This is a genomic window from Pectobacterium jejuense (assembly GCF_026800125.1).
Taxonomy (GTDB): domain Bacteria; phylum Pseudomonadota; class Gammaproteobacteria; order Enterobacterales; family Enterobacteriaceae; genus Pectobacterium; species Pectobacterium jejuense.
On record NZ_JAPQKX010000002.1, the window covers coordinates 350,262 to 367,673 of the forward strand.

Consider the following 17,412-nt stretch of genomic DNA (forward strand, 5'->3'; position numbering starts at 1 on the left):
CAGGATCGTTTCTTTCAATGCTAACAGCCGGTTTTTTAACCGGCTGTTTTATTGGGATCAGTGCTTGAGGATGTACATGTCTTGCGTGTAATAATCACCACGCACGTTGGGAGAAAAACCACCGATGTAGGTCTTAACCATCTGCGGCTGGACATAGTAGTAGATGGGCAACAAAGGGATGTTGCTATCTAAAATATCCGAGGCTTGTTGATAAATCGCCTCTTTCTCCTGCTTATCCTTCGCCGTCAGCGCCTTTTTCAACAACGCGTCATATTGTGCATTACTGAATTTACCGTTGTTGTTGCTGTCATTCGTTTCCAGAGTATTCAAGAACGTACTGGCTTCGTTGTAATCCCCGGTCCAGGACTGTCTGACCACCTCAAAGTTACCGGTACGTACGGTATCCAGCATCGTTTTCCATTCCTGATTTTGCAACGTCACTTCTGACCCAAGATTTTTCTTCCACATTGAACTGGCTGCAATTGCCACGCGTAAATGCGACTCAGAGGTGTTGTAAAGCAGGTTGAATTTCAGTGGATGCTTGTCATCAAACCCAGCCTCTTTCAACAGTTTCTTCGCCTCGTCATTACGCTGCTGCTGCGTCCAGTTTGCCCACTCGGGATCCTTACGCTGGAATCCCCCTATATTTTTGGGAATCAAGCTGTAAGCAGGCGTCTGCCCCATACCTAGCACATTGTTTGCGATGATATTTTTATCCAAACTGAGATCCAGTGCGCGACGGACGCGGGGATCGTCAAAAGGCGCTTTTTGCGTATTGAAGCGATAAAAATAGGTTCCGATCTGTGGTGATACCTTCACCTCCTGCGGATACTCTTTTTTCAGCGATGCAAATTGAACGGGCGACAAAATGCCCGTGACATCAATTTCGCCGGATTTATAGCGATTCAGCTCCGCCGCCTGCGAGCTGATCGGCAGGTACGTCACTTTGTTAATGACGGTATGCGCGTTATCCCAATACTGGCTATTGCGCTTGCCGACGATACGTTCGTTAACCACCCATTCGCTCAGCGTATAGGGGCCGCTGCTGACGAAATTCCCGACCTGCGTCCAGTTATCAGGGTGTTTTTCGAGAACCGCTTTCGGCAGCGGTACCAGAACATGATACGCCGACATTTCCAGGAAATACGACAGCGGGTGTTCCAGCGTGACTTCAACCGTGTGGCTATCCAGCGCTTTCACGCCTAGCGAATCCGGCGCTTTCTTGCCCGCCAGAATATCCGCCGCGTTCTTCACATACATGCTGGCGACGTAGGTGCCGTAAGGTGACAGCGTTTTAGGGTCGCTAAGGCGTCGCCAGCTGTATACCACATCATCCGCAGTAATCGGTGAACCATCGGACCATTTGGCATCAGGCCGCAGGTGGAACGTCCACACCGTGTTGTCTTTATTATCCCAGCGTTCGGCCAGTCGCGGCTGAATGGTGCCGTCATCGCCCACGCGAACCAGATTATCAAAGAAGTCGTTAATAATGTGGCCTTCCACATCGCTTTCCACCTTATGCGGATCCAACGACGCAGGCTCTGAACCATTACCTCGCACCAGCTCTTGTTTATCCGCCAGTTCCACACCCGCGGGAACCTGAGCAGCAAAGGCTGATGTCATCGCGCCTGTTGCACACAGCGTGAGAAACAGCAGCGAGTGTTTAAAGCATTTTTTGATCAACTGATTCATATAACCTCCTGTTATATCCCCGTCATTCTCAAGCGACATTGACGCTGTATCCGGGGCGTGGCTGGGCGATAGTTTTTACTTATTCCCCATGTAGTTAGCATCACGACAACATAACCACAATTCATCTGAGGATTCGAGTATTTAATGTGAAGAAACGTGTGCTGGTGCGTTAGGGTTAATATATCTTTCTTAACCGCCAAGAATGAACGTTATACAGTGAGCCATGTCTGGCAGCGTGAGCGAGGTATGAATGTCATATTTAGAGGCTTAGTGAGCTGGGCTGTCAGCTATCGCTACAAACTTGGTCGTCACGCATTAAGATGCTACCCAATGGAGCAGCAGGCGCAAATAATCGCTGATTATTTCGTTTTAAAAACATACGGCTATCAAGCGTGGAAAATGCTGAGGGCGCGGGGAGATGTGACCCTTGATGGCGATATTTCTGAGGCAGAAATACGACAACAATATCAAAAAACCATGCAGTTCTTTCCCTGGAATTAACGATGACATTTACCGCAAAATTGCCGGCATTTCTGCTTATAGCGACAAGTTTTCTTCTTGTCGGTTGTCCCGGTTCAGGCGATCGATTACAGCCAGACGAATTGACGTCAGTCAGACAAGCGGAAAACGATCTCTGTTTTTTAGTTAGCGATGCGCAGGATTATCAACCTACTCTGATCGCTATTAGCACACGAACCGGTCAGCCACAGGAATGGACGCTGTATGAAAATCCCAGCATCGTCGTTACACAGGGCGAACTGTGCATTCCTCCTTCTTTTTACCGCTTTTCAGACGACAGGACATACGTCGTCAGGTATATCCTGCAATCGAAAAAAGACAGCGATTCACGAAGAAGCGTCGTCTCTGCGATAGCATTTACGAACGGCAGCGTTCGAAACATACCGCTAAGGAAGGATGAAGCCGCGTACTATTAATGTACTCGTTCTTCGAGTTGAGCGAATCCACCGAGAGCCGGATTTCAGCCCTCGGTGGCGAGACATAAAATTACAGCATATTGCGGATAACGTAGTGCAGGATGCCGTCGTTCTGGTAGTAGGTCAGTTCGTTACGGGTGTCGATACGGCAGCGGGTGCTGATGGTCTGCGTGTTACCGCTGGCATCCGTGATGTTGACCTCAACCGTCGCCCCCGGCGTCAGCTGATTTAGCCCCGTAATCGAAATTTGCTCGTCGCCGGTTAATTGCAGCGTTTTACGCGTCACACCGTCAGGAAACTCCAGCGGCAAAATCCCCATCCCGATCAGGTTAGAACGGTGAATGCGCTCGAACGATTCGGCAATAACTACGCGAACGCCCAGCAAGCGCGGGCCTTTCGCGGCCCAGTCACGGCTGGAGCCGGAGCCGTACTCTTTCCCAGCAAACAGCGCCAGTGGGACACTTTCGTCCTTGTAACGCATCGCCGCATCATAGATCGTCATCTCATTCTGCGACGGGATGTGGCGGGTATAGCCGCCCTCTTTACCGGGCACCATTTCATTACGGATACGAATGTTGGCAAACGTCCCGCGCATCATCACTTCGTGGTTACCGCGTCGTGAACCGTAAGAGTTGAACTCCGCAGTTTCGACACCGCGCTCCAGCAAGTATTTCCCTGCCGGGCTATCGCGCTTGATGTTGCCTGCCGGTGAGATATGGTCAGTTGTCACCGAATCGCCCAACATCGCCAGAATGCGCGCGTTGTGGATATCCTGAACCGGCTCAGGCTCTTTCCCCATATCCAGGAAGAAAGGCGTCTGACGGATATAGGTCGATTCTTCCGGCCATTGATAAGTAGGATTGTTGTCGACTTCGATGTCTTGCCACTCCTGCGTGCCTTCAAACACCGCAGCATACTGTTTGTGGAACATGCCCGCGCTGACGTTCAATACCGCATCCGCCACCGCTTTCGTCGACGGCCAGATGTCTTTCAGATAAACGGCTTTTCCGTCACGATCTTCACCCAGCGGTTCTTGCGTCAGATCGACGTTCATATTCCCCGCCAACGCATACGCGACCACCAGCGGCGGCGATGCCAGCCAGTTCGTCTTCACCAGCGGATGGATGCGGCCTTCAAAGTTACGGTTGCCTGACAGTACCGCGCCAACTGTCAGATCCCCTGCTTTTATCGCCGCTTCAATCGCATCCGGCAGCGGGCCGGAGTTACCGATACAGGTGGTGCAGCCGTAGCCCACCAGATTGAATCCCAGCTCGTCGAGGAACGGCGTCAATCCCGCTTTAGCATAGTAATCCGTTACAACCCGCGAACCGGGTGCCAGCGAAGTCTTAACCCACGGCTTGGTTTTCAGACCGCGCTCTACGGCATTTTTTGCCAGCAGCCCGGCCGTCATCAGCACGCTCGGGTTAGAGGTGTTTGTGCAGGAAGTAATCGCGGCGATCACGACGGCCCCCTGCTGTAAACGGTGCGTTTCGCCTTCCAGCGTGAATTCTTCATAGTCAGAACGGTTCTTCACCGTGCTGACTTCCAGCTCCCGGCTGGCTTGAAAAGCCTCCGGCACGCCCGCTAACGGCACACGATCCTGCGGGCGTTTCGGCCCTGCCAGACTGGTTTCTACCGTCGACAAATCCAGTGCGAGCTGGCTCGTAAAGACCGGTTCATCACCCGCATTACGCCACAGCCCCTGCTGCTTACTGTAGGCTTCCACCAGCGCGATCTGCTCTTCCGCACGGTTGGTCAACCGCATGTAATCGAGCGTAATTTGGTCGATGGGGAAAAAGCCACAAGTCGCACCATACTCCGGTGCCATGTTGGCGATGGTCGCGCGATCCGCCAATGGCAGTGAATCCAGGCCATCACCGTAAAATTCCACAAACTTACCGACTACGCCGTGTTTACGCAGCATCTGCGTGACCGTCAGGACCAGATCGGTTGCCGTGATCCCTTCGCGCATCTTGCCGCTTAGCTTGACGCCGACCACGTCAGGGATCAGCATCGAAACAGGCTGCCCCAGCATCGCAGCCTCGGCCTCTATCCCGCCGACGCCCCAACCGAGCACGCCCAAACCGTTAATCATCGTGGTATGCGAATCGGTTCCCACCAACGTATCGGGATAGGCAAACTGTTTGTCGCCCTGCTTTTCGTACCAGATGGCCTTGGCGAGATACTCCAGATTCACCTGGTGGCAAATTCCGGTTCCCGGTGGCACGACGCTGAAGTAACTAAAGGCATTTTGCCCCCAGCGCAAAAACTCATAACGCTCGCGGTTACGCGTCATTTCCAACTGCGTGTTATCCACGAGTGCCTGACGATCGCCGAAGTGGTCAACCGTCACCGAGTGGTCGATAATCAGATCGACCGGCGACAGCGGGTTAACTTTATTTACATCACCGCCTAGCCGTTTCACCGCCGCTCGCATTGCCGCCAAATCGACCACGGCGGGCACGCCAGTAAAATCCTGCATCAGAACGCGCGCGGGACGATAGGCAATTTCCCGATCAACGTGGCCCGTTTTCAGCCAGTCTACGACCGCCTGAAGGTCGGCCTGCCCTACCGTGTCACCGTCCTGATGGCGCAATAAATTCTCCAACAGCACTTTGAGCGACTTCGGTAATTTATCGATGTTACCGAGCGTTTTCGCCGCCGTCGGCAGGCTGTAGTAATGGTAAATCTGCTTCTGTACCGTCAGTGTGTCCAGACAAGTGTCGCGAAGGTGTGATGACATGCTTCCTCCCAAATGAACTTGCTATTCGTTATTCTGCATCGGGCGATTAATCAATAACCAGCCTGAGCTTGCGGTCTTATTTAAAGATAACACAAACAAAAAATAACGTTTTTGCAACAATGCGATATGAACGCAGCGATAGCCGTTAGCTATTGAAAAGAAGCAAACCAGAATAAACGCCAATGGGAACGTGAAGGGGATGGCAAACAGTCACGGCCGCGTACGGAAGAGAGCGAAGAGAAAAGAGAAAAACGGCCCGAAGGCCGCCTGTCTCAGTGTATTAACCTGACGCTAATTTAGATATTCCCGGTAGCCATCACGGGTGCCTCTTCGTCGGAATGCTCATGGTCTTGTTCTTCCAGATCATGGTTTCGCTCCAGTTTGGCAACAACCGCAGTCGCCATGCCGTTACCAATCACATTGGTCGCCGTGCGGCCCATGTCCAGGAACTGATCGATACCAATAATCAGCAAAATGCCCGCTTCCGGTAGGCTGAACATCGGCAAGGTGGCAGCGACTACCACGACCGCAGCACGTGCCACGCCAGCCATACCTTTACTGGTGATCATCAGCGTCAGCAGAATCAGGGTCTGCTCCGTCAAGCTTAAGTGGATATTGTAAGCCTGTGCGATAAACAGAATGGCAAAAGCCTGATAGATCATGGAACCGACAAGGTTAAAGGAATACCCCAGCGGGAGTACAAAGCTGGTGATTTTTTTAGGAACGCCGAATTCGCTCAGCGCTTCCATCGTTTTTGGATAGGCCGCTTCGCTACTGGCGGTGGCAAACGCCAGCATACTGGGTTCACGCAGCAGTTTGATCAGGCCCCAGGTTGCTTTCTTACCGAGGAACAGCGCGCCAGCCCCGAACATGAGCCCCCATAGCAGCACCAGACCAAGGTAGAACTCACCAATGACTTTGCCAAAGTCGAGGAGAAGCCCCAGCCCTTCAGTCGTAATAGACGACGCCAGCGAGGAAAATACGGCCAGAGGCGCTAACCGCATGACATAGTCTGTCACCCGGAACATCACTTTCGCCAGTTCCTCTATCATCGATTCCATCGTGACAGCATGTTTATTCTGGCCTTTCACAAAAGCCAGTGCGGAACCGAAGAACATGGAGAACACCAGAATCTGCAATATTTCGTTATTCGCCATCGCTTCGACGATGCTGCGTGGAAATATATGGGCAATGAAGCTTTTCAGTGTAAATCCACCGGTATTCACGCCGGTATCTACCGCTATTGGCGTACTTGGAATAGCGAGATTCATTCCAACGCCTGGCTCGAAGATGTTTGCTAACATCATGCCAATAAAAAGAGAAACCACGGAAGAACAAATAAACCACACCATCGCCTTCAGCCCTATTCGGCCAACGGAAGAAGAACTCCCCATGCTAGCAAGACCAGAAACCAAGGTGGCGAATACCAATGGCGCAATAATCATTTTTATCAGGCGCAGAAAAACATCGGTCACTAAATTAAAGTAGGATACGACCTCTTTGGCCTCCTGCTCCGTTAATAAAGAATGACAGGCACCGCCGACAACAATCCCGAGAAGAATAGCCAAGGCTATAAAAAATAATAACCTGTTCTTTTTCATAGTAACCTCATGATAATGAATCGAATCAGACAATACGCACTATTAGCCAACATGAGCCGCCTAACGCCTAGGCGTAAGCAGCCTACGGCTTATCCGATTTTTATCGACGTATTCTCTGTGTCTTGATGTGGTGATAATAGTTACTCGGGAAGCGTATTTATTTTTCCATCACTGATAGAAAAAATGTCGACGAGATGTAACGTATAATTGGAAACGTCGCTGCTAATTAATATTGCACGCGCGTTACGAAAACCGTTGAACATAACTACCCCTCATTTATTACATGCGATAAATAAAGGGGTAGTTTAATCAACTTCACTTTGCAATAGTTCCCCTTCATACCTTTTCCTATTGTTATTTTTAAATATCCATTAGACGCTCACCATGGGGAAATAACTTAAATCGACGGTATCATGAAAAATACGAAACCTGTCACTAATGAAATTTTTCTTATCAACAGATTTAGCAATGATTAATTAACCGCTATAAGTCATGCGCCGAAAAACGCCTCCCAGACCTATCCTTTCACCCCTCTGCCTCTCGCGATCTTGCCGACCCAGAAATCGCCTTCACAATCCGTACTGTTGCGGTTTCTGCCCCAGCCAAAAGCGGCATCTGTCATACGCTATATGGCTTTACCGATCGCCGCTGTTAGAACCCAAAAGATCGCCCAGGAATAACGTATGAAAATTTGATTGTGTGCCGCCAAAATCGCCCAAATTTCACGCAAAAATCCTACATAAGGAGTATTTTGCAAGAGGCCTCACACTCTCCCGTTACGTTTTGTTGTAAAAAAACGACATGTCGTTATTCAACAATCATCAGCGCATGTGTTGATGGAAAAATAATAATAGGAAGGGGTTTCCATGAAACTGTTTTACAAAGCTGAAAGCAGTTCTCTTTTTACACACATTGTTTTGATCGAATCCAAATTGGAATTCAAGTTGGAGAAGGTCAATCTGCGCACGAAAAAGACAGAGCGTGGAACCGACTATACGTTCATCAACCCGAAAGGGATGGTGCCAGCGTTAGAGCTGGATGATGGGTCTATTCTGACTGAAGGTGTCGCTATTGCCGAGTACATTGCCGATCTGGTTCCGCACTGTAACCTTATCGCTCCGACTGGCAGCATGGCGCGCTACCATACGCTCGAATGGCTGAACTACATCTCTGCTGAGCTGCACAAAACGTTTACGCCGCTCTTCCGTCCTGGCACACCGGAAACGTATAAAGAGCTGCTGATGGAGTATTTGCAGGTCAAATTCCGCTATATCAATCTGGTGTTGAGTGAACAGAACTATCTGGTCGCCAACCGCTTTAGTATCGCCGATGCGTATCTGTTTACTGTGATGCGCTGGGCGCAGTCGCTAAAACTGGATATGTTCCGCTACCCTGCGCTGGCGGCTTACCTCGACCATATTGCCGAGCGCCCTTCCGTCGTTACCGCGCTTAAGGTTGAAAGGTTGAAAGGTTGAAAGGTTAACATGCTATAACGCCCCGGTAGTCGGGGCGTTATACGTTTTACGACAGGCGAATCGCCTGGAAGTGATGACGCGGATTGGCAATCCCATCCTGAGCCGCAACCAGCTGTAGCTCATACTCATTCATCTCTTTCGTCACCAGCATGACTTCATAGACCGCCGCCGTCGTGTGCTCCAGCGCTTTATCCAACGCCACGCCCTTCAGCAAGTTCACCAGCAGTAATCCACTGGTCAAATCGCCCACGCCGACAGGTTGACGTTCAAACTCTACCAGCGGGCGGCTAATGTGCCAGGCATCCGTCGGTGTCACCAGCAGCATTTCAAAGCTGTCTTCACGCGTGGCGGCACGACTCAGGTGTTTTACCAGAACGATTTTGGGCCCTTTTTCACACAGGGCACGCGCGGTCTCTACGGCTTCCGCCACGTTATGCACGGTACGGCCACCCAGCAGCTCCAGTTCAGGCAGATTCGGCGCGATAATGTCGGCTGCGAGCAACGACTGCTGACAGTGGAAATCAGACACACCGGGCGCGACGATACAGCCTTTCTCCGGCGTACCCATCACCGGATCGCAGAAGTACAGCGCATCAGGATTAGCCGCTTTCACCTGACGAACAATACCCAGAATATGTTCCCCTTGCTCGGCGGAGCCGATATAGCCGCTCAACACCGCATTACAGGTCTTCAGTTTGTCGATGTTCGCAATTCCCTGCACTACCTCGGTCAGGTGGCTGGCGGGCATCACACATCCCGTCCAGTGACCATATTGGGTATGATTAGAGAACTGCACCGTATTCAACGGCCAAACGTTTGCGCCCATCCGACGCATCGGAAACTCTGCCGCGCTGTTACCGGCATGACCAAAAACGACATGTGATTGGATGGAAAGTATATTTTTCATTAGCTATGACTCAGATCCTTGCCAGCGCCTGTGCGCCTCAACTTACAAGAAGAAAGGGAGCTGACGCTCCCTTATCGGTAATGCTTATGCTTTCCAGCAGATCAGGCAGTAGTGCTTTTTGCCGCGACGCAGCAAGGTGTAGCGATCAAACAGACGGTCGGCATCGCTGAAAGTGTATTCAGGGTCAGCTTGTTTTTCGCCGTTAATGGTGACCGCATTCGAAGAGATCATCGTACGGGCCTGACCGCGTGACGGCACTAACTCAGCGCTGACCAACGCCTGTTGCAAATCCGCACCGTTTTCCAGTTCGATAATCGGCATACCATCTTGCGCCAACTGCGCAAAGTCGTCCTGCGTCATATCCTGCAATGCGCCAGAGAACAGGCTTTGTGTAATACGACGAGCTGCTTCCAGACCTGCTTCGCCGTGAACCATACGGGTCACTTCTTCCGCCAGCACGTACTGCGCGCGTGGAGCCTTGCCGCTATTTTTATCTTCTTCTTCCAGCGCATCGATATCTTCGAGGCTCATGAACGTGAAGAATTTCAGGAAGCGGTACACATCGGCATCCGCCGTGTTGATCCAGAACTGGTAGAATTTGTAAGGGCTGGTCTTGCTAGCATCCAGCCAGATTGCGCCGCCTTCCGTTTTGCCGAATTTCGTCCCATCAGATTTGGTGATCAGCGGCACAGTCAAACCGTAAACCTGTTTCTGGTTCATGCGGCGCGTCAAGTCGATACCGGACGTGATGTTACCCCATTGGTCGGAACCACCGATTTGCAGCTCGACATCATGCTGCTTGTTCAGCGAGGCAAAGTCGTATCCCTGCAGCAGGTTGTAGGAAAACTCGGTGAACGAAATGCCGACGTCATCACGGTTTAAACGCTGTTTGACGGCTTCTTTGCTAATCATCTGATTAACGGAGAAGTGTTTGCCGATATCACGCAGGAAATCCAGCACGTTCATACTGCCGAACCAATCGTAGTTATTGGCTGCGATCGCGCTGTTTTTGCCGCAGTCAAAATCCAGGAATGGAGACACCTGACGGCGAATTTTTTCTACCCATTCACCCACAGTTTCAGCTGTGTTCAGCTTACGTTCTGTGGCTTTAAAGCTTGGGTCACCGATCAGCCCCGTGGCACCACCAACCAGCGCAACGGGCTTGTGGCCAGACAGTTGGAAGCGTTTCAGGCAGAGCAGCGGCACCAGATGCCCCAAATGCAAGCTGTCGGCGGTGGGATCAAAGCCGCAATACAGTGCAATTGGCCCTTGCGCCAGCCGCTCTGCTAACGCTTCCTCATCCGTCACCTGGGCAATCAAGCCCCGCTCTTGCAATTGTTTAATCAGGTTACTACTCGCCATCGATAACTCCATTTTTATAAAAATAGGCCGTTACGTTCCCGTTGGGTTTACGCACAACGCCGTGAGAGATGCGCAGCATACCTGTCTGCTGTCGCATGATGATTTCGCTGCTGCATGACTTTTACGCAACAGGCCATGAACGCCATATCGCCGCGCAATGCCCAGTCAACGCGAAACTTCATAGGATAAAGTGCTGATGATAGGAGCGCCAGCGTTTAACACGGATATTTCGCGATTAAGGCGCTAAACGATCGATCTGCCAGCCCTCGTCCTGCCGCTGGTAGAAAAATCGGTCATGCAGACGGTGTTCGCCGCCCTGCCAAAACTCGACAGAATCGATCACGACGCGGAAGCCACCCCAGAAGCTCGGCAAAGGCACCTCGCCATTCTGGAATTTTTGCTTCAATTCCAAAAATTTGCTTTCCAGCACGCCGCGCGCTGAAATCCGGCTGGACTGCTTTGATACCCACGCGCCAATCTGGCTGTCTTTCGGGCGGCTGTGGAAATATTTCAGCACCTCAAGCGCCGGCAGCTTCTCTACGCGTCCCAGCACCATGACCTGCCGCTCCAGCATATGCCAAGGGAACAGCAGGCTGATTCGTGGATTGTTTTCCAGATGATGGGCTTTGCGGCTGCCCATATTGGTATAAAACACCATGCCTTTCTCATCAAAGTGTTTCAGCAGAACGATACGCTGGTAAGGCTGCCCGTGCTCATCCACGGTCGCAACGGACATCGCGGTGGGATCGGCCAGCTGTGCGTCACAGGCCTGCTTGAGCCAGCGTTCAAATAAATCCAGCGGGTTCGCGGGAAGATCGCTACGGCGAAGCCCGCCACGCGTGTATTCACGGCGGATGTCAGCAATATCGGCGGGTTGAATAAGAGGAGAACTGTCAGAAGGGGAGCGTTCCTGAGTCATAATATCCTGCTGTCGCAATGTCGGGCCAGAAGCGGGCGAAAATCCCATTTTGCTCCCGTACCCGAAAAATCGCAATCAGCAGCGACATCACTAGCGTGCGGCGTCAGTTACATCGGTGCCAACACGCAGTCGTCTACGATAACCCGTTCACCCCGTTGGATAAATGCACGATCGCCTTTGCTCCAGAATGTGTAGGTGTCATTGCTGTATCTGACGCCAGACGCGGACACCACTTGCGGGAGCGTGAGACGTTCACCGTCCAGCAGAAAACTCACCTGCGGAGTCGCTTCACCGCCCTGCTGTAGCGTCACGGTTAGCGGCATTGTTCCGCATTGATAATGCAGCGTTTCCACCGTCTGTTTATGACCAAAATAGCTGCATCCGCTCAGCAGAATCAGCGCTGTCCCCGTCAGCAATCGTTTCATTCTTTTCTCCTGTCATTCTTGTCGATGGCGGCAACTGACGCTGCCGCTCACTTAAGTTTAACAAGAGGATAACGATGAACCTCTCGGCAAAATCTGATTAATCCGCGTTGACCGGATAAATCGCGCCTAACACCGTTTCCTGGCTCGCTCCCGTGACGGACGGCAGATTGCCCGGCAGCCCTGATAGCGTGCGTGACGCCAGCCAGGCAAATGCCAGCGCTTCCATATCATCGCCGCTCACGCCACACTCATCCGTCGTGCTGACTTCGATACCCGGCAGCAGTGCCGAGAGACGCGCCATAATGAGCGGATTACGTGCGCCACCACCACAAACCAATAAGCGTTCGCATCCACCGACCAACAACACCTGTTCAGCGATGCTCACGGCCGTTAACTCAACCAGCGTCGCCTGAACATCCTGCGGCGCTATCGGCGGCAGGCCCGCCAGCATTCTTTCCAGCCAGCCCAGATTGAAATACTCACGCCCGGTGCTTTTGGGCGCTCGCAGCGCAAAATAAGGATCGGTCAACATTCGGCGTAGCAATAGCGGATTCACCTGACCACTCATCGCCCACGCGGCGTCTTTATCATACGGCTGCGCGCAGTACCGCCAGATCCAGGCATCCAACAGCATATTTCCGGGACCGGTGTCGTAGCCACGCACGGGCGCACCCGGCACCAACAACGACAAATTGGCGATGCCCCCAACGTTGAGCACAATACGTCGTTCGACAGGATGCAACAGCAACGCATGGTGGAATGATGGCACTAGCGGAGCGCCCTGCCCGCCATAAGCCAAATCGCGGCGGCGAAAATCCCCCACGGTCGTGATGCCAGTCAAGGCGGCAACGCGGTTATTATCGCCGATCTGCAACGTGCAAGGCGCATCGCCCGTAGGCTCATGCCAGACCGTCTGGCCGTGGCAGCCAATCGCAGTAATATCCTGCGCTCCCAGCTCCGTCTCTTTAAGCAGCGTCAGCACCGCTTCGGCAAACAAGATGCCCAGACGGGTATCCAGCTGTCCCAGCGCCGACAGCGTCACCGCCTGCCCCTGACACATCCCCAGGATAGCCATCTTGATATCCTGCGGTATCGGGTGACAGTAGCTGGCCTGCTGAGCAACCGTATGTTCGTCAATCGCGGCTAGCACAACATCCACACCATCAAGGCTGGTGCCGGACATTACGCCAATATATCTGCCTGATCTCATTATATAGCCTTTGCCCCTGTGGGATAAAAAGAGAACACCGATAACAACCGTTACGTTGAGAATAAAAGTAGCACGTTAACACGCTGAATTATTAAATTTTTTACGTTTTTGCCACACGGGTTAGGTTTTAACCAATTATCGATTTTTGATAATATTTGCTACAAAAAAAGCCCTTTCTCGTACTATTTACTTCTCTGTTTATACGCAATTTAAGCGCACTATCATATTCTGAAAAAAAGAGTAAAAAGAGTGGCATGCTACACTGAGCCAGACCATAATTTATTGGTATAACACTGCGTCGGCCGAGGCTGAGCCAGCCCGACATATTCGCTATTAAGGAGTTTGTATTATGATGAAGCGTTTGCTTGTGGTTACCCTTGCTGGTATCACGCTGGCTGGTTGTGCTAATACCAGTACGCTTTCAGGTGATGTTTACAGCGCATCCGAAGCGAAACAAGTGCAGACCGTGACCTACGGTACGATTGTTTCTATGCGTCCGGTTCAAATTCAGGCGGGAGAAGATTCTAACGTGATCGGTGCGCTCGGCGGTGCTGTGCTGGGTGGTTTCCTGGGCAACACGATCGGTGGCGGTTCCGGTCGTAGCCTGGCGACAGCAGCTGGCGCAGTAGCCGGTGGTATTGCGGGTCAAAGCGCTACGGGTGCGCTGAACCGCACACAGGGCGTAGAATTGGAAATTCGTCGTGATGATGGCAGTACCATCATGGTGGTACAGAAACAAGGCGATACGAAATTCAGCGCAGGTCAACGCGTTGCCATGGCCAACAATGGCCGCAGTATTACCGTTTCCCCACGCTAATGCTGTGTGACGATCGCCACTTTCTGCGGCGATCGTCACAACGAATAATCAACTCCCGGAATAAATAACCAATAATCGATACTGGTAATATTGCCGGGATTTAATTCTCCCTCTGCGTAACCCAAATTTAGCTACGCTTGATTCTCATGTAATGCCAATATATTTTTCTCAAGACGCGAAACCAACAGCGCTAATTCATCAACCTGCTCCGGCGTAATACCAAATAAGACTTCACTACGTGTATGGCTAATTACACCATTGACTGCCTGTATGATTGGCTCTGCTGATTCGGTCAGCATAATACGTTTTGCCCGACGATCGTGCGCACAGACGTGGCGAGTGATTAACCCTTTTTCCTCAAGCTGATCCAGTGTTCGGACTAATGAGGGTTGCTCAATACCTATCGCTTTGGCGAGTTGAATCTGCGACTGCCCAGGGGGTAGATGGTATATGTTATGCAACGTGACCCAATGCGTCTGAGTCAGTTCAAGTGGTTTTAATCGATGATCGACCAGCGCACGCCATACGCGCACCAGACGGGCTAAATCAGATCCTAATGGCAATTCCATCACCTCTCCTTATTGTTAGCACGCTAAGTTATATCCCTGGATTGCAATCAACTCTGATTTATAAGAATAAAAAATGACTTTATTGTTGTAAAAATAGCTCCATCATGAAATGGATTCTATCAAATAAAAGTCTTTTAAAAATGATCTCAGGCTTATTTTATTCAATCGAACGCTCCTGCGTTGCTTAAACAAAATTTCACGTAAATAGATCATCTAAAGCAAGATAACTTAGAACAACGATGGCTGACGGGACTCTGCTGGTGTATCGGATTTCTCTGAACGCTGTGAGCGTTTCATTCTCTGCCGACACAAACGCAGCACATCCTGTTTCTGCGCATCACTCATTTGGCCCCAACTAAAGCGCTCATTACGACTGCGAAAGCAACCGCGACAATATCCGCCTTCATCCATCTGACAAATACCACAGCATGGATTAGGGACAACAAAGAGTTCAAGTTGCTCTGGCACAACACCTCCTGCTACAACTCTATTTATTGAAGCCCTGTTCTTTACCGCTGGCAAGCCCAAACGGACAGTCACAATGAAAATAATTAGGTAACCATTGTAATAACTGACGATTTTTTTACACGTCAGGCAGACTAAAATTGCCCCAACGCGCTATTTACCCCTCCTGAGAGTACGTTTTAACACAAACCTCACTATAGTGTCGCATTTTTAGCATCATCCCAACAGCTTGGACTCGGTAGAGCCACAACGCTATACTTCCCCCTTTGTTGCACTTTTTAACGAGGACACTATGCGTTTACTTCACACCATGCTGCGTGTTGGCGATTTACAACGTTCTATCGATTTCTATACCCAAATCCTGGGCATGCGCGTGCTGCGCACCAGCGAGAATACCGAATATAAATATACATTGGCTTTCGTCGGCTATACCGAAGAGAGCGAAGGTGCGGTTATCGAACTGACTTACAACTGGGGCGTCGACAGCTATGATGTGGGCAACGCCTATGGTCATATCGCGCTGGGCGTTGACGATGTTGCCGCAACCTGTGAGCGTATCCGCAAAGCGGGTGGCAATGTAACGCGCGAAGCGGGCCCGGTCAAAGGCGGTACAACCGTAATTGCGTTCATCGAAGATCCAGACGGTTATAAAATCGAATTGATCGAGAACGCCCACGCTGGCAACGGCATCGGTCACTAATCCCCCGCATTCCACAGGTGCCGCATCGGCACCTGTTCTCCCTCCTTCTTCTGCTATCTCCGCCGTTTGAAACCGCAACGGGCATGCTGCATCTCCAGTCAAAATTTGCAATAATGCGCGCTGCGTTTTGCTAACAATTAAGAGAAAAATGGCTGATAAAAGTGATCTGAACGCCCTGAGCGGCCGTTTTCGTGGGTTTTACCCGGTAGTGATAGATGTTGAAACCGCCGGATTTAATGCGAAAACCGATGCCTTGCTGGAAGTTGCGGCGGTAACATTAAAAATGGATCAAGACGGTTGGTTACAGCCAGATGAAACGCTACATTTTCACGTCGAGCCTTTTGAGGGCGCGATTCTGGAGCCCGCCGCACTGGCGTTTAACGGTATTGACCCCACCAATCCGCTGCGTGGCGCGGTGAGCGAATATGATGCGCTGCATGAAATTTTTAAAGTCGTGCGTAAAGGCATTAAAGATCAGGGCTGCAACCGCGCGATTATCGTGGCGCATAATGCCACCTTCGATCATAGCTTTATGGCCGCGGCGGCCGAGCGCTGTAGCCTAAAACGTAATCCCTTCCACCCTTTTGCCACTTTCGATACTGCAGCACTTAGCGGGCTGGTGTTAGGCCAAACGGTTCTTGCTAAAGCCTGTATTACCGCCGGTATAGCGTTTGATTCAAGCCAGGCGCACTCCGCGCTGTATGACACCAACCAGACGGCATTGCTGTTCTGTGAGTTGGTTAACCGCTGGAAACGTCTGGGCGGATGGCCGATTGCACTGGAAGAGAATTCGCTGGAAGACGCGTCAGCCGAAGACTGAAAAGGCTGAGATCAAAAAACGGGTGCCATAAAGGCACCCGTTGGAAGGATTTACGCTCGCCTCGTAACAACATTTGACATCGTCATTACGCCAGACGAAAGCATTACTCTTGATCGGCCTGCTGCGCTTTGTATTTGTCTGCAGTCTCTTTGATCAGCGGTTGCAGTTCACCGCGCTGAAACATTTCAACCACGATATCACAGCCGCCAATCAGCTCACCGTCAACCCACAGCTGTGGGAATGTCGGCCAGTTCGCGTATTTCGGCAGCTCAGCACGAATGTCTGGGTTCTGCAAAATATCAACATACGCAAAACGTTCGCCACAGGCAGACAACGCCTGAACCGTCTGTGCGGAAAAGCCGCAGCTTGGCAATTTCGGGGAGCCTTTCATGTACAGCAGAATCGGGTTTTCAGCAATTTGGCGCTGAATTTTTTCAATTGTCGGTGTCGTCATCTTCTTGCTTCCTTAATTCTATAGGATGGCTAACGTCCAAAACGCTAGCCATGAGCCGCCGTCAGAGATGCTACGACAGCGACATTGACTCAGTGATATTGTACCGATGCCACTAGCCACAAAAAAACGCCATTTTTTGTAGGGTTATTTTTTCCTGAAGGCATTCATCATTGATGAAATCAACGCCAGAAAACGCTGATAAATCAATCGAAAAAATAACTATTAACGTTTTTTCACTATTCTGTATGAATAAAGCGACCGTGCCCACTTTTTTATGACGCCGTTTTCAGGAATACTGTGAGGATTGAGCGAGTTAAG

At 51.0% G+C, this 17,412-nt stretch carries 17 protein-coding genes; 6 read left to right on the forward strand and 11 right to left on the reverse strand.

Annotation, left to right across the window (positions count from 1 at the left end; genetic code table 11):
- Positions 1-57: 57 nt before the first annotated feature.
- Positions 58-1,692 carry an ABC transporter substrate-binding protein gene (locus NXT09_RS05030; RefSeq protein ID WP_268579074.1) on the reverse strand — a complete coding sequence of 545 codons (1,635 nt, stop codon included), beginning with the start codon at positions 1,690-1,692 and terminating at the stop codon, positions 58-60.
- A 246-nt stretch (positions 1,693-1,938) separates the two neighbouring features.
- Here NXT09_RS05030 and NXT09_RS05035 point away from each other — a divergent pair, with 246 nt between their 5' ends.
- Together NXT09_RS05035 and NXT09_RS05040 are read left to right on the forward strand one after the other, a co-directional pair.
- Positions 1,939-2,193, forward strand: a complete 255-nt coding sequence (locus tag NXT09_RS05035) for a hypothetical protein (protein WP_306417448.1) — start codon at positions 1,939-1,941, stop codon at positions 2,191-2,193.
- A gap of 2 nt (positions 2,194-2,195) precedes the next feature.
- Positions 2,196-2,627: a putative T6SS immunity periplasmic lipoprotein gene (locus NXT09_RS05040; RefSeq protein WP_268579075.1), complete on the forward strand. Its 432-nt coding sequence runs from the start codon at positions 2,196-2,198 to the stop codon at positions 2,625-2,627.
- A gap of 70 nt (positions 2,628-2,697) precedes the next feature.
- On the opposite strand, the gene acnA is transcribed toward NXT09_RS05040, so the two are convergent.
- Together acnA and NXT09_RS05050 are read right to left on the reverse strand one after the other, a co-directional pair.
- Positions 2,698-5,370, reverse strand: a complete 2,673-nt coding sequence (gene acnA / locus NXT09_RS05045) for an aconitate hydratase AcnA (RefSeq protein ID WP_268579076.1) — start codon at positions 5,368-5,370, stop codon at positions 2,698-2,700.
- 296 nt (positions 5,371-5,666) lie between these two features.
- Positions 5,667-6,971 carry a dicarboxylate/amino acid:cation symporter gene (locus NXT09_RS05050; protein ID WP_268579077.1) on the reverse strand — a complete coding sequence of 435 codons (1,305 nt, stop codon included), beginning with the start codon at positions 6,969-6,971 and terminating at the stop codon, positions 5,667-5,669.
- Positions 6,972-7,837: 866 nt separating this feature from the next.
- On the opposite strand from NXT09_RS05050, the gene gstA reads away from it, so the two are divergent.
- Positions 7,838-8,446, forward strand: a complete 609-nt coding sequence (gene gstA, locus NXT09_RS05055; protein ID WP_039525649.1) for a glutathione transferase GstA — start codon at positions 7,838-7,840, stop codon at positions 8,444-8,446.
- 46 nt (positions 8,447-8,492) lie between these two features.
- On the opposite strand, the gene pdxY is transcribed toward gstA, so the two are convergent.
- The 5 genes from pdxY to anmK all read right to left on the reverse strand — a co-directional run bounded on the left by pdxY (position 8,493) and on the right by anmK (position 13,269).
- Positions 8,493-9,353 (reverse strand): pyridoxal kinase PdxY, encoded by an 861-nt coding sequence (pdxY, locus tag NXT09_RS05060; protein WP_109411202.1) that lies wholly within the window; start codon positions 9,351-9,353, stop codon positions 8,493-8,495.
- Positions 9,354-9,437: 84 nt separating this feature from the next.
- A complete protein-coding gene (gene tyrS / locus NXT09_RS05065; protein WP_014915732.1) occupies positions 9,438-10,715 on the reverse strand; it encodes a tyrosine--tRNA ligase in 1,278 nt (425 codons plus the stop codon).
- A gap of 235 nt (positions 10,716-10,950) precedes the next feature.
- On the reverse strand, positions 10,951-11,634 hold the full coding sequence (gene pdxH, locus NXT09_RS05070; RefSeq protein ID WP_268579193.1) for a pyridoxamine 5'-phosphate oxidase: 684 nt from the start codon (positions 11,632-11,634) through the stop codon (positions 10,951-10,953).
- Between the two features lie 107 nt (positions 11,635-11,741).
- The gene (locus NXT09_RS05075; protein ID WP_039359311.1) at positions 11,742-12,059 is read right to left on the reverse strand and encodes an MliC family protein; all 318 of its coding nucleotides are present in this window, start codon (positions 12,057-12,059) and stop codon (positions 11,742-11,744) included.
- Positions 12,060-12,156: 97 nt separating this feature from the next.
- Positions 12,157-13,269, reverse strand: a complete 1,113-nt coding sequence (anmK, locus tag NXT09_RS05080) for an anhydro-N-acetylmuramic acid kinase (RefSeq protein WP_268579078.1) — start codon at positions 13,267-13,269, stop codon at positions 12,157-12,159.
- A 349-nt stretch (positions 13,270-13,618) separates the two neighbouring features.
- Between anmK and NXT09_RS05085 the strand changes: the two genes are divergently transcribed.
- Complete coding sequence (locus NXT09_RS05085; protein ID WP_268579079.1) at positions 13,619-14,086, forward strand: outer membrane lipoprotein; 468 nt, start codon at positions 13,619-13,621, stop codon at positions 14,084-14,086.
- A gap of 131 nt (positions 14,087-14,217) precedes the next feature.
- Here the strand turns inward: NXT09_RS05085 and slyA are convergent, their stop codons facing one another.
- Together slyA and NXT09_RS05095 are read right to left on the reverse strand one after the other, a co-directional pair.
- Positions 14,218-14,655, reverse strand: a complete 438-nt coding sequence (gene slyA / locus NXT09_RS05090; protein ID WP_010276609.1) for a transcriptional regulator SlyA — start codon at positions 14,653-14,655, stop codon at positions 14,218-14,220.
- 228 nt (positions 14,656-14,883) lie between these two features.
- Positions 14,884-15,123, reverse strand: a complete 240-nt coding sequence (locus tag NXT09_RS05095; protein WP_268579080.1) for a DUF1289 domain-containing protein — start codon at positions 15,121-15,123, stop codon at positions 14,884-14,886.
- A 289-nt stretch (positions 15,124-15,412) separates the two neighbouring features.
- On the opposite strand from NXT09_RS05095, the gene gloA reads away from it, so the two are divergent.
- Together gloA and rnt are read left to right on the forward strand one after the other, a co-directional pair.
- Positions 15,413-15,820 carry a lactoylglutathione lyase gene (gloA, locus tag NXT09_RS05100; RefSeq protein WP_268579081.1) on the forward strand — a complete coding sequence of 136 codons (408 nt, stop codon included), beginning with the start codon at positions 15,413-15,415 and terminating at the stop codon, positions 15,818-15,820.
- A 148-nt stretch (positions 15,821-15,968) separates the two neighbouring features.
- The gene (gene rnt / locus NXT09_RS05105) at positions 15,969-16,640 is read left to right on the forward strand and encodes a ribonuclease T (RefSeq protein ID WP_039279581.1); all 672 of its coding nucleotides are present in this window, start codon (positions 15,969-15,971) and stop codon (positions 16,638-16,640) included.
- A 103-nt stretch (positions 16,641-16,743) separates the two neighbouring features.
- Here the strand turns inward: rnt and NXT09_RS05110 are convergent, their stop codons facing one another.
- A complete protein-coding gene (locus NXT09_RS05110; protein ID WP_010276591.1) occupies positions 16,744-17,094 on the reverse strand; it encodes a Grx4 family monothiol glutaredoxin in 351 nt (116 codons plus the stop codon).
- Positions 17,095-17,412 lie beyond the last annotated feature (318 nt).

Excerpts from the sequence above, each read along its gene's own strand:
- NXT09_RS05030 (WP_268579074.1), bottom strand. The coding sequence starts at position 1,692 with ATGAATCAGTTGATCAAAAAATGCTTTAAACACTCGCTGCTGTTTCTC.
- NXT09_RS05035 (WP_306417448.1), top strand. The coding sequence starts at position 1,939 with ATGAATGTCATATTTAGAGGCTTAGTGAGCTGGGCTGTCAGCTATCGC.
- NXT09_RS05040 (WP_268579075.1), top strand. The coding sequence starts at position 2,196 with ATGACATTTACCGCAAAATTGCCGGCATTTCTGCTTATAGCGACAAGT.
- acnA (WP_268579076.1), bottom strand. The coding sequence starts at position 5,370 with ATGTCATCACACCTTCGCGACACTTGTCTGGACACACTGACGGTACAG.
- NXT09_RS05050 (WP_268579077.1), bottom strand. The coding sequence starts at position 6,971 with ATGAAAAAGAACAGGTTATTATTTTTTATAGCCTTGGCTATTCTTCTC.
- gstA (WP_039525649.1), top strand. The coding sequence starts at position 7,838 with ATGAAACTGTTTTACAAAGCTGAAAGCAGTTCTCTTTTTACACACATT.
- pdxY (WP_109411202.1), bottom strand. The coding sequence starts at position 9,353 with ATGAAAAATATACTTTCCATCCAATCACATGTCGTTTTTGGTCATGCC.
- tyrS (WP_014915732.1), bottom strand. The coding sequence starts at position 10,715 with ATGGCGAGTAGTAACCTGATTAAACAATTGCAAGAGCGGGGCTTGATT.
- pdxH (WP_268579193.1), bottom strand. The coding sequence starts at position 11,634 with ATGACTCAGGAACGCTCCCCTTCTGACAGTTCTCCTCTTATTCAACCC.
- NXT09_RS05075 (WP_039359311.1), bottom strand. The coding sequence starts at position 12,059 with ATGAAACGATTGCTGACGGGGACAGCGCTGATTCTGCTGAGCGGATGC.
- anmK (WP_268579078.1), bottom strand. The coding sequence starts at position 13,269 with ATGAGATCAGGCAGATATATTGGCGTAATGTCCGGCACCAGCCTTGAT.
- NXT09_RS05085 (WP_268579079.1), top strand. The coding sequence starts at position 13,619 with ATGATGAAGCGTTTGCTTGTGGTTACCCTTGCTGGTATCACGCTGGCT.
- slyA (WP_010276609.1), bottom strand. The coding sequence starts at position 14,655 with ATGGAATTGCCATTAGGATCTGATTTAGCCCGTCTGGTGCGCGTATGG.
- gloA (WP_268579081.1), top strand. The coding sequence starts at position 15,413 with ATGCGTTTACTTCACACCATGCTGCGTGTTGGCGATTTACAACGTTCT.
- rnt (WP_039279581.1), top strand. The coding sequence starts at position 15,969 with ATGGCTGATAAAAGTGATCTGAACGCCCTGAGCGGCCGTTTTCGTGGG.
- NXT09_RS05110 (WP_010276591.1), bottom strand. The coding sequence starts at position 17,094 with ATGACGACACCGACAATTGAAAAAATTCAGCGCCAAATTGCTGAAAAC.